Below are 13,863 nucleotides of genomic sequence, written 5' to 3' on the forward strand. Positions count from 1 at the left end.
TGAAAAGAGAAGAAGAATACTTTATGATCAAGGCAGGAGTCTATCGCTCCGCTTTCATCTGTTATGGTTAACTGACCTCTTTTTACCGCGGGTAAAGGAGGTTTTTATTATGGAAAGAAATCTGTTCAGTTTAAGAGAACTTGACATCAATGAAATTGTTTCTTTACTTGATCGTGCCATGACGTTTAAAAATGGTGAGGTTTCACACTTTCCGGATCGGATCGTGGGGAATCTTTTTTTTGAGCCCAGCACCAGAACACACCAGTCCTTTATCATGGCAGAAAAGAAAATGGGGATGCAGAACATGGATCTGTATCCGGAAGGAAGCAGCCAGAAAAAAGGAGAAAGTCTCTACGATACTGCAAAGACCTATGAAGCCATCGGGGCAGATGCCCTGGTGATCCGATCTAAAGAGGACAAGTACTATGAAGCTCTTCGCGGAAAGCTCTCCATACCGGTTTTAAACGGCGGAGACGGAAGCGGAGACCATCCGACCCAGAGTCTTCTGGATCTTCTGACCATCAGAGAAGAGTTCGGAAGATTCGAAGGCCTCAAGATCCTCATCGCAGGAGACATCTCCCACTCCAGGGTGGCCCATTCCAACATGGAAGTCATGGAGAGGCTGGGCATGAAAGTGTACCAGAGTGCACCAGAAGTCTTCCAGGAGAAAAAGAGAACCTATCACGAAATGGATGAGGTCATCCGCGACATGGACATCGTCATGATGCTGCGGGTCCAGCATGAGCGCCATGAAGTGAAATCCGTGGTGGACTGCGAAAGCTACAACAGGGACTACGGCATGAATGAGAAGAGAATCTCCCTCATGAAGCCTTCCGCCATACTCATGCATCCTGCTCCGGTGAACCGAGGCTGGGAAGTCACAGATGAAGTGGTGGAATGCGAAAAAAGCAGGATCATGAGACAGATGAGAAACGGCGTCTACGTGAGAATGGCGGTACTAGAGAGAGCGCTTAGGGAGGGGAATTCATGAAAATCATACATGCAGTAAGAATCAGAGAAGGAAATGAGACAGCGCCCTGTGAGATCAGAATCCATGAAGGAAGAATCCTTGAGATCGGAGAAAAGCTTTCAGAGGAAAAGGGCGAGGAAGTGTACGATGCCAGAGGCATGCTGGTGACGCCGGGATTTGTGGATATCCATGTGCATCTGAGAGAGCCTGGAGGAGAAAAGAAGGAGACCATCTTAACCGGAACAAGAGCCGCCGCCCTTGGCGGATACACCACCATCGTGGCCATGCCCAACACCGACCCGGTGCCCGATACACCGGAAAGGCTGAAGGCCTTTCAAAGGAAGGCGGAAACAGACAGCCTTATCCGGGTGAAAAGCTACGGCGCCATCACAGAAGGAGAAAAGGGACTGGAGCTCGTGGATTTCACTGCCATGGACATGGAAGGCGTCATAGGATTTTCCGATGACGGGAAAGGCGTTCAGAGCGCAGGGCTTATGTATCAGGCCATGCGAAGGATCAAAGAGCTTGATGGCATCATCACCGCCCACTGCGAGGAAGACTCCATGCTCTTCGGCGGATACATCCATCAGGGAGACTATGCAAGAGAACATGAGCACAAAGGCATCCATTCCCTCACGGAAGACCTTCAGATTGTAAGAGATCTGGCCATAAGTGAGGCCACAGGGTGCCGCTACCACATCTGCCACATGAGTACCTCAGGCGGCGTCCGGGCCCTTGAAAGAGCCCAGAGAGATGGCGCTCCGGTCACGGGAGAAGTGACGCCCCATCATCTGCTTCTCACGGAGAATCATCTGCGGGAAGACGGAAACTTCAAGATGAATCCGCCGCTGCGCAGTGAAAGAGACCGGGAAGCGCTGATCAGAGGACTCCGAGAAGGCGTCATCGGCGCCATCGCCACAGACCATGCACCCCATACCAGAGAGGACAAGGAGAAAGGGCTGGAAGGCAGCGCCTTCGGCATTGTGGGTCTGGAAACGTCCTTTGCCCTTCTTTATACCCATCTTGTGGAGAAAGGGCACCTGACCTTGGAAAGACTAGTGGAAGCCATGACAGCGGGTCCATCGGAAATCATGGGACTTGCTTACGGCAGCCTGGAAGAAGGGGCAAGCGCGGATCTCACCTTCATCGATCTGAAAAAAGACTGGGTGATAAAAAGCGAAGCCTTCGCTTCCAAGGGGAAGAATACACCCTTTGAGAACTGGGAAGTCAGAGGAAAAGTGGAGACAGTGATGCTGGAAGGAAAGCGCATCGTAGAAGGAGGAAAGATCATTGAATAAGAAACTGGTTTTGGAAGACGGCAGCGAATTTCACGGAAAGGCCTTCGGGTACAAGGAGGATGTCTATGGAGAGGTGGTCTTCACCACCTCCATGTCGGGCTATCAGGAGCTTCTCACAGACCCCTCGCTCCTGGGCCAGATGCTGGTCATGACGTACCCACTGGTTGGTAACTACGGCATCAACCGGGAGGACTATGAGTCTCTGAGACCCTTTCTCTCAGCACTGATTGTAAGAGACTACTGCACCCACCCATCGAATTTCAGAAGCGAAAAGACCCTGGAAGCCTATATGGAGAAGTACAGACTCCCAGGCCTTTCTGGGATAGACACCCGGCAGCTCACGAGGCACATCCGCGAAAAGGGTGCACTGAAAGGCGCCATCCTCCCCGAGGAGATGCCGCTTCATGAGTGCCTGGAAAAGATTTCATCTCATCCCTTCTTCACCAATCACATCGAGCGTGCTTCCACGAAGATTGCCTATGATGTGCCCGGAAGGGGCAAGAGGGTCATCCTCATGGACTTCGGGATGAAAGCGGGGATTTTAAAAGGACTGATGGAAGAAGGATATCATGTGTCCGTGGTGCCCCACGACACCAGTGCAGAAGAGATTCTGGAGCAGCATCCCGATGGAGTGCTTCTTTCAAACGGTCCGGGAAATCCGGAGGATGCGCTGATGCCCATAGAAACGGTGAAAGGGCTTCTCGGACAGGTTCCGCTCTTTGGCATCTGCATGGGCCATCAGCTTCTGGCGCTGGCGGCCGGGGCGAAGACAAGAAAGATGAAGTTCGGTCATCGAGGTGGAAACAATGCGGTGCGGGACCATCGAAACGGAAAGATCCTCATCACCAGTCAGAACCATGGCTATGAGGTGGACAGTGCATCCCTTGAAGGGACCGGCCTTTCTGTTCTCTACAGCTGCGTCAATGACGGGTCCATAGAAGGCCTTGTGCTTCCTGGCAGGAAGGCTTTCTCGGTGCAGTTTCATCCGGAAAGTTCACCAGGACCCAGGGACGCCAGGGTCCTCTATCAGGAATTTAAAAGACTCATGGAAAACGGGGAGGTAGAGTAAATGCCAAAGAGAGAAGATTTGAAAAAGATCCTGGTCATCGGATCAGGACCCATCATCATAGGACAGGCTGCGGAATTCGACTATGCGGGGACCCAGGCCTGCCAGGCCATCAGGGAAGAAGGTATCGAGGTGGTTCTTGTGAATTCCAATCCGGCCACCATCATGACGGACAGAGAAATGGCGGACAGAGTCTACATGGAGCCGCTGACCCTTCCTTTTCTCAAGAAGATCATCCGAAAGGAAAGACCCGATGCCCTGCTTCCTTCCCTAGGAGGACAGACAGGCCTTAACATGGCCATGGAGCTGCACAAAGACGGCATCCTTTCCGAGTTTCATGTGGAGGTTCTGGGAACAGACCTTAAAGCCATCGAGAAAGCGGAGGACAGGGAAGCCTTCCGAAGTCTCATGAGAGAAATCGGTGAACCTGTACCGCCTTCCTTCATCACCCAGGATGTGGCTGGAGCTCTTCGCTTCGCGGATGAGATCGGCTATCCCGTCATCGTTCGACCCGCCTTCACCATGGGGGGAACCGGAGGAGGAATCGCGAAAGACAGGGTGGAGCTGAAGGCCATCGTGGAAAACGGACTCAGCCTTTCCCCGGTGGGACAGTGCCTCATCGAAATGTCCATCGCAGGATGGAAGGAAATCGAATTTGAAGTAATGAGAGATGAAAATGATACAGCCATCGTGGTCTGTTCCATGGAGAATGTGGACCCTGTAGGCATTCATACGGGAGACTCCATTGTGGTGGCTCCGGTTCAGACGCTGACGGACAAGGAAGTGCAGATGCTCCGGGATGCTTCTCTCAAGATCATCCGAGCATTGGATATAAGGGGCGGATGCAACGTGCAGCTGGCTTTGGACCCGAAAAGCTTCCAGTATTTCATCATCGAAGTCAATCCGAGAGTATCCAGGTCTTCGGCTCTGGCTTCCAAAGCCACGGGATATCCCATCGCCAAGGTGGCGTCGAAGATTGCTCTGGGCTACAGGCTCGATGAGCTCTTGAATCCTGTGACAAAAGCCTCCTACTGCTCCTTTGAACCGGCCATCGACTACATCGCGGTGAAGCTGCCCAGGTTCGCTTTCGATAAGTTCCAGTCGGCCAACAGAAAGCTGGGTACCCAGATGAAAGCCACAGGAGAAGTCATGTCCCTGGGAAGCTCCTTTGAGGAAGGACTTTTAAAGGCAGTGCGCTCCCTGGAAATCAAGGCGGACCACCTGAGCCTTCCGAAATACAAGGACATCGAAACGGAAAAGCTTCTCGCTCTTCTGTCCCGGGCGGAAGACGACAGACTGTTTGTAATCTATGAGCTGCTTCTTAGAGAAGTGGCGCTGGAAAGTATAGAAGAAGGAACAAAGATGGATCTGTTCTTTCTCCATAAGCTGAAGAATATCGCGGACCTGGAGCTTCGCATGCAGAAGGAGCCGCTGGGAAAGATCCTTCCGGAAGCAAAGAAGATGGGCTTCTCCGATGCGGCTCTCGCAAAGGTTTATGAAACCACGGAAGAAAAGGTGGAGGAAATGAGAAGGAAGCTTTCCCTTCGCCCTGTCTACAAGATGGTGGATACCTGCGCAGGAGAATTCAGCTCTGAAACGCCTTACTACTACTCCACCTATCAGGTGGAAAATGAGTCGGTCTCCTCAGACAGGGAAAAGGTCATCGTTCTGGGTTCCGGTCCCATACGGATCGGTCAGGGTGTGGAATTCGACTATGCCACGGTCCACTGCGTCTGGTCCATCAGAAAGCTGGGCTATGAGGCCATCATCATCAACAACAATCCCGAGACCGTCTCCACGGACTTTTCCATATCCGACAAGCTCTACTTCGAGCCGCTGACCCTGGAGGATGTGATGCATGTAGTGAAACTGGAAAAGCCCATGGGCGTCATCGTTCAGTTCGGCGGTCAGACCGCCATCAATCTGGCCGAAGGTCTGGAGAGAAGAGGGGTAAGAATTCTGGGGACCAGCCTGCAAAGCATCGACCTTGCAGAGGACCGGGACCTTTTCGAGAAGAAGCTGAAAGCGCTCTCCATCCCCATGCCGGAGGGAAGCGTGGTTCATGACAATAAGGATGCCAGAAGCACTGCGGAAGAAATCGGGTATCCGGTTCTCCTGCGCCCCTCCTATGTGCTGGGCGGAAGAAACATGGAGATCATCCATACAGAGGAGGAGCTTACACTCTACATGAACAAGCTGCCGGAAGAGACAAAGACGGAAGGAATCCTTGTGGACAGATACCTCACCGGGGTGGAATGTGAAGTGGATGCGGTATCCGATGGGAAAAACATCATGATACCAGGCATCATGGAGCATATCGAGCGCGCGGGGGTCCACTCTGGAGATTCCATGGCGGTGTATCCGCCCATCTCCCTGTCCGAAGAAACGAGAAACATCATCGTGGACTACACGGAGAGAATCGGAAGAGGGCTTGACATCGTGGGTCTCTACAACATCCAGTTTGTGGTGGACCAGGCAGGGAAGGTCTTTGTGCTGGAAGTGAATCCAAGAAGCTCCAGAACAGTGCCTTTCCTCAGCAAGATCACCGGGATGCCCATGGCGGATCTCGCCACTCAGGCCATCCTTGGGGTAAGCCTTACAGAGCAGAACATCCCGCTGGGCCTTCTGCCGGAAGAGAAGCAGTATGCCGTGAAGATGCCGGTGTTCTCCTTCGGAAAGCTGAGAAAGGTGGACATTGCCCTGGGACCGGAAATGAAATCCACGGGAGAAGTCATCGGAAGAGATGTGTCTCTCAACAAAGCCCTTTATAAGGCCATGATCGCTGCAGGGTTCGAGATGAGAGAATACGGAAAGGTGCTCTTCACCATCGGAGACCGGGACAAGGAGGAAGCCCTGTCTCTTGCGAGGCGCTTCAGTGACATCGGCTACGGCCTGGTGGCCACGGAGGGCACCAGAAGATTTCTTGTGGCGCATGGCCTCAAAGCCCAGGGGGTCGAAAAGATCGGGGAAGGAGAGGAAACGGTACTGGATGTCATAAGAGGAAGGAAAGTGCAGTTTGTGGTGAACACCTTCTCTATGGCAAAAAGAGATTTCATCTCCGACGGCTTTCTTATCCGAAGAGAGTCCGTGGAGAACAATATTCCCTGCCTGACGTCTCTGGATACGGCAGCGGCCATTTTAAATGTACTGGAATCCATGAACTTTTCTGTGGAAGCCTACTAGGAGGAATTCAATGAGTAAAGTGATGAAGATGAAGATCCTGACCAATGAATCCATCGCCAAGAAAGTGTTCCGGATGAAGCTTTCGGCGGAGGAAGTGGACTTCAAGACCCTCTCTCCCGGAACCTTTCTCAACATCAGAGTGGGAAAGGGGATGGAGCCTCTGCTGAGACGTCCCATCTCCATCTTTGATGCGGATGAGAAGGAAAAGACGCTGACCATCATCTACAAGGTGCTGGGAAGAGGCACTGATCTTATGAGCTTCCTGAAGGAAGGAGAGGATCTGGATGTTCTGGGACCTCTGGGCACAGGGTTTCCTGTGCAGGATGAAAGCAGAAAGGTGCTTCTTGCAGGCGGCGGTGTCGGTGTGCCTCCTCTTTATGAGCTGGGTAAAAGGCTCAGGGAGAATGGGGTGGAGATTGTGACGGTGCTAGGATTTCGAGATGAAGCCAGTGTCTTCTGCCAGGAAGATTTTCTGAAGCTGGGCCAGGTACAGATCGCCACGGAGGACGGTTCTGTAGGAGTGAAAGGATATGTCACCGATGCCATACGGGAGATGGGGGAGGATTTCGATACCCTTTACGCCTGTGGTCCCAGACCCATGCTGAGAAGCCTGGATGAAGCGTACCAGGATACGAAGAAAGGATATCTCTCCTTTGAGGAGCGCATGGCCTGCGGCATCGGCGCCTGCTACGGATGCATGACGGAAACGAAAGACGGACTGAAGCGGGTATGCAAAGACGGACCTGTATTCAGGCTGGGCGAGGTGGTTTATGAATAAGGATATGCTGGAGGTGAATCTCCCTGGACTGAATCTCAAGAATCCTGTGATGCCTGCATCAGGCTGCTTCGGATTCGGAAGAGAATTTGCCGAGTATTATGATCTTAGCCTTCTTGGCGCCATCATGGTGAAGGCCGTGACGGAGGCGCCAAGACGCGGAAACAATATGCCAAGACTTGCAGAAACGCCGGCGGGTATGCTGAACGCCATCGGGCTTCAGAATCCGGGCCTGGAAGGGGTGAGACGGGAGCTTATGTGGCTGGAGAAGTATCCGGTGCCCATCATCGCCAACGTGGCAGGATATACGGAAGAGGAATATGTCCGGGTGGCGGAGAAGATTTCAGAGTCAGAGAATGTGGCGGCTCTGGAGATCAACATCTCCTGTCCCAATGTGAAGGAAGGAGGCATCCTCTTCGGTCAGGATCCGGAGGTGGCCTATGCTCTGACGAAAAAGATCAAGGCGGTCTCGAAGAAGCCGGTCTATATGAAGCTCAGCCCCAATGTGACGGACATCACCGCCATGGCAAAAGCAGTGGAGGCGGGAGGCGCCGACGGCATCACCATGATCAATACGCTGGTGGGTATGCGGCTGGATCTTCAGACAGGAAGACCTGTCCTTGCCAATGGAACAGGAGGACTGTCCGGTCCTGCCATAAAACCTGTGGCCATCAGGATGGTTTATGAGGTCTACAAGGCGGTGAATATTCCCATCATCGGCATGGGCGGGATTTCTACTGCGGAGGATGCGCTGGAGTTCTTCTATGCGGGCGCCAGCGCCGTGGCGGTGGGCACAGAGAATTTCGTCAATCCCTTTGCCTGCCCGCAGATCATAGAGGATCTGCCGGAGCTGCTTAAAGAATATGGATTCAGTCATGTGAAGGACGCTGTCGGATACGCACACAGATAGAGAGAAGGAGAGAAAGATGAAAGATGTGATCATAGCCCTGGATTTCAGAAATAGAGAAGAGGTGCTGACCTTTCTGGACAGATTCAAGGAGCCTGTGTATGTGAAGGTGGGGATGGAGCTCTACTATGCGGAGGGACCCTCCATCGTGCGAGAGATCAAAGCGCTTGGCCATAAGGTGTTTCTGGATCTGAAGTTCCATGATATTCCCAATACCGTACAGGGCGCTGTGAGAAGCGCTGCAGGACTTGATGCGGATATGCTGAATCTTCATGCCATGGGTGGAGAAGAGATGATGAGAGGAGCCATGAAGGAGCTGGAAGGCAGAGAGAAGAAGCCGCTTCTCATTGCGGTGACGGTACTGACCAGTATGGATGAGGAAACCCTTTCGAAGGAGCTTCATGTATCGCTTCCCCTGGAAGAGGAGGTGCTTTCTCTGGCAAGACTTACAAAGAAATCGGGTCTTCAGGGCGTAGTCTGCTCTGCCCTGGAGGTGCCGAAGCTGAAAAAAGCTCTGGGAGAAGATTTTCTGACCATCACGCCGGGCATACGGCCCAAGGAGAGCGCGTCAGGAGACCAGAAAAGAGTGGTGACGCCGGCCATGGCAAGAGAGCTGGGTTCAGACTACATCGTGGTGGGCAGACCCATCACTAAGGCAGAGAATCCTTATGCAGCTTACCTTACGATCAGAGCGGAATTCATGGGAGGAGAAAGAATATGAGAGAAATAGCAGAGATACTACTGAAGATCAGAGCCGTGAGTCTTTCTCCCTCAGAGCCCTTCACCTGGGCTTCCGGGATCATCTCCCCCATATACTGTGACAACAGACTGCTTCTTTCCTACAGGAAAGAATGGGGCGTGGTCATCGAAGCCATGAGAGAAGTGGTGGAGAAGGAGTTTCCCGATGCCGAGTGCATCATGGGCACTGCTGCAGCAGGCATTCCTCATGCGTCGGTACTGGCCTATCTCATGGAGAAGCCCTCAGGCTTTGTCAGGGGAAAAGCCAAGGACCATGGAAGAAAGAATCAGATTGAAGGAAAGATTCATGAAGGCATGAAGGTAGTGGTCATAGAGGATCTGATCTCCACAGGAGGCTCCTCCATTGAGGTGGTGGAAGCGCTAAGAGAAGCCGGATGCGATGTGCTTGGCATGGTCTCCATCTTCACCTACGGTATGGAAAAAGCGAAGAGAGCCATGAAGGAAAAAGAGGTGAAGCTTTATGCCCTCACCACCTACAGCGAGCTTCTTGATACGGCGCTTACCATGGACTACATCACGGAGAAGGACAGAGAAAAACTTACCGTCTTCATGGAGAATCCTCAGGATGAGAGATGGAGAACACTGTAGCAATCAATAGAAGGATGAACCGGAACGATATGTTCCCTAAATATGTGATCGAGTATTTCATAATGTCTCTTAATACAATATTCTTTATTTAATCTTTGTTGAAATGGGAATACTTCCATAGAAATTCTTGATGACATAAACGCATAAAATGGTTGGAAGTATCCTCATGAAAACAATTGAATTTAAAAAGAAAGATAAGCATAGAGAACTCATTAGCAGATAAAATCAGCTGATTCTTCTGAATAGATCATCACTGTGCCTAATTTTCTTAAAATGTGTATTTAGGGAACTTTCTAAAGAGTTCCCTAAAATTTTCCCGGGATCCGCACTTTCTATATAGTACTTGATACAAAGAGCTTGCAGCAAGAAAGTTCCCTCGCACAAAGAAGTATATGGGGGACAATAAATCAGAAATGATAGCCTTATAAATAGAGCTATTCCTTTACTAGGCTAGCTTGGATGTCAAATAATGATTTCTCTTAGAATATCAGTGATTTCACTAAACTGAATACCTTCTGCATAGGAAAACTTCTGAACATATGATGCCCAGATCACTTTAAGATCCTCACTTTTCTCAATATCCTTTAAAAATTTCTCGCTGTTTTCCAAATAAATCAATGTATTTCTCTCTTCTGCTTTTACTCGAATTGCATTTCTTAGACTTTCATAATCAATTTCATTTCTTCGGAGAGTTAGAAGGATGTAGACATCATAATAGTCTCTGGCTCTAGTATTTGCCACATTTCGCGATAGAATGGACTCAATCTTTTCTGCAAGAATTGTATTTAAATTATATGCTTTTACAGAAATGTCACGTTCTTCAAACATTAAGCTGAAAGAATATTGGATTTCACTCGGAATGATGACATCGCCAGTAGTAATATCAATCTTCATATTGACTCTGATTGTGTAGAATTGAGCTTCCACAGAAACTCTGAAATCATCATAGTCACTGACATCATGAATTTTTCTGATAGTCTTTAATCTAAAGGTTACATTGTCATCTAGCTCAATCGAAAGAATCTCATTTATTATTACTTCTAAAGTCTCTCTATGGACAGGAAGACCTTTTATTGTGGTATCCATGTCCATAGTACTTCTCATAGATATACCCACCATAGATGCAATGAGGAATCCACCTTTGAGTATGAAATTATCTTTGTACTTAGAGACCGAGATTCTTTCCAGAAGCCTTTCCATCATAAAATTCTGAAGCACTGTATTTGCCATCAGCTTATTCTCTTTAGCCATATTGTTAATCCGATCCTTTAATTGTCTAGGGCTACTGATTCTCATGTCAACACCTCCATATATTTTCGAACCAAATCTTTGATATTAAAAACCTCGGCATATTTAAGTAGTTTTGCATAATCTGCTCCGGGAGTGTTGAAATATCTTTTGACTGCTTCATTCACTAAATCAGTATTAAGCTGTTCTTTCTTTTTCAAGCAGTCACAAATGGTTCTTTCTTTGTCATATACATAGACTTGATGCCCAAACGGTGTCTCCATGGAAATCATACCAACTGCATGAATCTTCTCTGCAATATAAAAGAACTTGTACTTTTCTTTCTCTTTCAGAAGTCTTGTATTGTATCCTGATGGGATTGTCAGCATGAACTGGAGAGGTGTTCTATCTGTTAAATCATGAAAGTAGAGTGCTGTCTCATGAGAAAATATTCCTTTCCTGCATCTGTACTGAGTTAGTAAGTACTCATCTTCCATCAGATTTGGATCCATATACATACCATGTTCTATCCTTTCAATTTCACCGGACTTCTGCATGCGTTGCAGTGTTTTATTACTTATGCCTGCAGCTGCAGCCTCACTTGATGTGATAACACCGTTTTGTTTTTGAATTAATTCCATCACAAGTTCCTTTTCAGACATAAAATCACCACCTATTTCTACTTGTCTTTTTTATTCGTATTTATAGTATCATATACTAACAAAAAAGACAAATAACAAGTAGAATCCAGAGGAATGAGATGAAGAAAACGATAGATGATGTAGGGTAGGAGAATAGACTCGGAAATTGCAGTGAATTTTAAATATATTTTAAATATTCAGTAGAAAAAAACTGATATTATTTTATAATGGATATATGAATACAGGCTGTTCGAGGAGGTTTTCATGAAAAGATCAAACGCTTCAAGAAACATTTTACTGGTAGGTGGTGTGATCGCTCTTATATCTGCCCTCCTGCCAGGGGAAAACAAAGACATCATTGGCCGGATCCTCTTTGGTATGCTCAGTATTTTATTTTTACTTGGTGCCTATCTTCAGCAGAAAGATCATAAGAAAAGGAACTAAAGCAGACCGATCCTGAAGAAGTTCGGGGTTTTCTGGAATGGAATTGGAATATAGTGAATCTATACTGAAGAATGAATAATCAAACTGAAAGAATAAAGAGTAAAGATACGAGGAGAATGAAGATGGAAAGAAACAGGCTGAGAAACACGATGATGCCCATACTGCTACTGGTATCCATGGTTTTGCCCGGATGCAGAGTTGAGGGAAAACTGGTTCTGCCCTATGAGATGACCAAGGAGATTTCAGACGTCATGTATCATACACCGGAGGACGGCCTGTATATGATCAGCGGTGAAGAAAAGCAGTATGTTCTTTTTCAGGACATGAGGAAAGGGGTAACATCCATGGGTTATTCTGTTGAGGATCATGTTCTCACGATTCAGCTTGAGACGCAAGTGCAGAACGAGCCCGAAACAGCTGTATACAAGATTCCAGTGGATCCCTCTTTCGATTCGATCCAGGTCAGAGTGGATGGTCAGCGTGAAGCATTTGAGATAGTGTTTTTGAACTGAAAACATGCTAGTGGGGTAAGACATGTGATGATGAAACAGAATACTTGAAGTGATCTCGATATTTTTCAGCGAAATCCTTGACTGTGCACCTTGTGCGTAGTTTAGAATTGAGACATAACTAAGGGGGGATGGCTTCGATGAAGATCAGAGAAATTGAAATCAGGACTGGAATGGACCGAACCAATATCCGGTTCTATGAAAGAGAAGGCTTAATCAGTCCTTTGAGACAGGATAACGGATACCGGGAATTTTCAGAGGAGGATCTGGAAACTCTTCTGAGAATCAAGCTTCTGAGAAGTATTCATGTACCACTGGATCAGATCAGGGGGCTGATGGAGGGGGAAATATCTCTTACTGACCTTCTGGATAATCAGATTCATGTCCTGGAAGATGAAAAAGAAGATGTGAATTATGCCCAGGAAATCTGTAGACTCATGAAAAATGAAGAAAGCAGCGTTCTGCATCTGGATGCGAAAAAGTATCTGGATCAGCTGGATGAAAAATCTTCTCTTTCAAAAACGGATTACTTCTCAGTTAAAAAGGATAAACTTCCTCAGGTATACAGTCCCGTGAGAAGATTCTTGGCTAGAATATTGGATTTATCCATCTATGCCTTCTTACTTGATTCTGTTCTGGTGTTCATTTTTAATATGATTACATCAAACAGAAATGCAGTAGAAAATTTACTGTTCACTGGGGTGGTCACAGTACTCATGCTGCTTGTGGAACCGCTTCTACTGATGAAGTTTGGCACAACGCCAGGGAAGGCGCTTCTGGGACTAATAGTGAGAAATCCCGAAGGAAGCAGACTTTCTTATGCAGAGTGATTTCGAAGAACCTTCGGTGTCATCCGTTATGGAATGGGGTTTCAGATTCCAATCTATAACATCATACGCCATTACAAGAGCGCAAAAATCCTTGAAGAGAAGGAAACTCTTTCTTGGGATGAGGAGATCGCCTACACCATGAAAGATGAAAAGGTCTATCGGAATGCTCTTTTCATCGGTGCTGTGATTGTCGTGATCGCTTCGAATGTCGTGATCGCTTCGAATGTGTTCCTTATAGATGTGGAGATGCTGCCACCGAATAGAGGCAGAATAACAGTGACTATAACATTACAAGGGTTTATATAAATATATTTAATTACTTCAATGTTTAGGTTATGCTAGAAGAAAGAGACTAACTATATGAAGTATTATACGATTGGTGAATTTGCAGAGCTAATAGGTAAAAATGCTCAAACATTAAGAGAATGGGATAAAAAAGACTTGTTTAAACCACACCATATATCTCCAACTGGCTACAGATACTATTCTCAGGAACCGCTAAATCATTTCTTAGGCATAAGAGGTGTTGAAGTTAAAAATAGAAGGATAATAGGATACTGCAGGGTGAGTTCTTATAAACAAAAAGATGACCTTGAGAGGCAGATAGAGAATGTAAAAACCTACATGATTGCTAAGGGGTACTCCTTTGATATTATTACTGATAAA

Annotated in this window: 15 protein-coding genes; 13 read left to right on the top strand and 2 right to left on the bottom strand. The window is 47.8% G+C overall.

All coding sequences use genetic code 11. The features are described from left to right. Positions 1–109: 109 nt before the first annotated feature. From ACHAL6_RS10370 to pyrE, 8 genes are read left to right on the top strand one after another with little or no spacing between them, the layout of a single operon-like run. Entirely contained in the window at positions 110–991 is an 882-nt protein-coding gene (locus ACHAL6_RS10370) for an aspartate carbamoyltransferase catalytic subunit (RefSeq protein ID WP_395270599.1), read from the top strand. Then, entirely contained in the window at positions 988–2,268 is a 1,281-nt protein-coding gene (locus ACHAL6_RS10375; RefSeq protein ID WP_395270600.1) for a dihydroorotase, read from the top strand. Before ACHAL6_RS10370 ends, ACHAL6_RS10375 begins: the two co-directional genes overlap by 4 nt. Continuing rightward, entirely contained in the window at positions 2,261–3,337 is a 1,077-nt protein-coding gene (gene carA / locus ACHAL6_RS10380) for a glutamine-hydrolyzing carbamoyl-phosphate synthase small subunit (RefSeq protein ID WP_395270601.1), read from the top strand. The genes ACHAL6_RS10375 and carA overlap by 8 nt, the downstream gene beginning before the upstream one ends. Beyond that, positions 3,338–6,517: a carbamoyl-phosphate synthase large subunit gene (carB, locus tag ACHAL6_RS10385; protein ID WP_395270602.1), complete on the top strand. Its 3,180-nt coding sequence runs from the start codon at positions 3,338–3,340 to the stop codon at positions 6,515–6,517. A gap of 10 nt (positions 6,518–6,527) precedes the next feature. Next, positions 6,528–7,295: a dihydroorotate dehydrogenase electron transfer subunit gene (locus ACHAL6_RS10390; RefSeq protein ID WP_395270603.1), complete on the top strand. Its 768-nt coding sequence runs from the start codon at positions 6,528–6,530 to the stop codon at positions 7,293–7,295. Next, positions 7,288–8,202, top strand: coding sequence for a dihydroorotate dehydrogenase (locus tag ACHAL6_RS10395; RefSeq protein ID WP_395270604.1), 915 nt, complete (start codon positions 7,288–7,290; stop codon positions 8,200–8,202). The genes ACHAL6_RS10390 and ACHAL6_RS10395 overlap by 8 nt, the downstream gene beginning before the upstream one ends. 16 nt (positions 8,203–8,218) lie before the next feature. Then, positions 8,219–8,920, top strand: a complete 702-nt coding sequence (gene pyrF, locus ACHAL6_RS10400) for an orotidine-5'-phosphate decarboxylase (protein WP_395270605.1) — start codon at positions 8,219–8,221, stop codon at positions 8,918–8,920. Further along, positions 8,917–9,546 (top strand): orotate phosphoribosyltransferase, encoded by a 630-nt coding sequence (pyrE, locus tag ACHAL6_RS10405; RefSeq protein WP_395270606.1) that lies wholly within the window; start codon positions 8,917–8,919, stop codon positions 9,544–9,546. Before pyrF ends, pyrE begins: the two co-directional genes overlap by 4 nt. A 462-nt stretch (positions 9,547–10,008) precedes the next feature. On the opposite strand, the gene ACHAL6_RS10410 is transcribed toward pyrE, so the two are convergent. Continuing rightward, positions 10,009–10,842: a nucleotidyl transferase AbiEii/AbiGii toxin family protein gene (locus ACHAL6_RS10410; protein ID WP_395270607.1), complete on the bottom strand. Its 834-nt coding sequence runs from the start codon at positions 10,840–10,842 to the stop codon at positions 10,009–10,011. Next, the gene (locus tag ACHAL6_RS10415; RefSeq protein ID WP_395270608.1) at positions 10,839–11,435 is read right to left on the bottom strand and encodes a type IV toxin-antitoxin system AbiEi family antitoxin domain-containing protein; all 597 of its coding nucleotides are present in this window, start codon (positions 11,433–11,435) and stop codon (positions 10,839–10,841) included. The genes ACHAL6_RS10410 and ACHAL6_RS10415 overlap by 4 nt, the downstream gene beginning before the upstream one ends. A 243-nt stretch (positions 11,436–11,678) precedes the next feature. On the opposite strand from ACHAL6_RS10415, the gene ACHAL6_RS10420 reads away from it, so the two are divergent. The 5 genes from ACHAL6_RS10420 to ACHAL6_RS10440 form a co-directional block, all read left to right on the top strand. Then, positions 11,679–11,858: a hypothetical protein gene (locus ACHAL6_RS10420; RefSeq protein WP_395270609.1), complete on the top strand. Its 180-nt coding sequence runs from the start codon at positions 11,679–11,681 to the stop codon at positions 11,856–11,858. Positions 11,859–11,980: 122 nt separating this feature from the next. Next, positions 11,981–12,370 carry a hypothetical protein gene (locus tag ACHAL6_RS10425; protein ID WP_395270610.1) on the top strand — a complete coding sequence of 130 codons (390 nt, stop codon included), beginning with the start codon at positions 11,981–11,983 and terminating at the stop codon, positions 12,368–12,370. Positions 12,371–12,507: 137 nt separating this feature from the next. Next, positions 12,508–13,197: a MerR family transcriptional regulator gene (locus ACHAL6_RS10430; RefSeq protein ID WP_395270611.1), complete on the top strand. Its 690-nt coding sequence runs from the start codon at positions 12,508–12,510 to the stop codon at positions 13,195–13,197. A gap of 33 nt (positions 13,198–13,230) precedes the next feature. After that, on the top strand, positions 13,231–13,503 hold the full coding sequence (locus tag ACHAL6_RS10435) for a hypothetical protein (RefSeq protein ID WP_395270612.1): 273 nt from the start codon (positions 13,231–13,233) through the stop codon (positions 13,501–13,503). 54 nt (positions 13,504–13,557) lie between these two features. Continuing rightward, positions 13,558–13,863: MerR family transcriptional regulator (locus tag ACHAL6_RS10440; protein ID WP_395270613.1), on the top strand; the 306-nt coding region annotated here is incomplete at its 3' end.

Origin of the sequence: Proteiniclasticum sp. C24MP, assembly GCF_043951855.1 — a bacterium.
In the GTDB taxonomy this organism is placed as follows: Bacteria; Bacillota; Clostridia; order Clostridiales; family Clostridiaceae; genus Proteiniclasticum.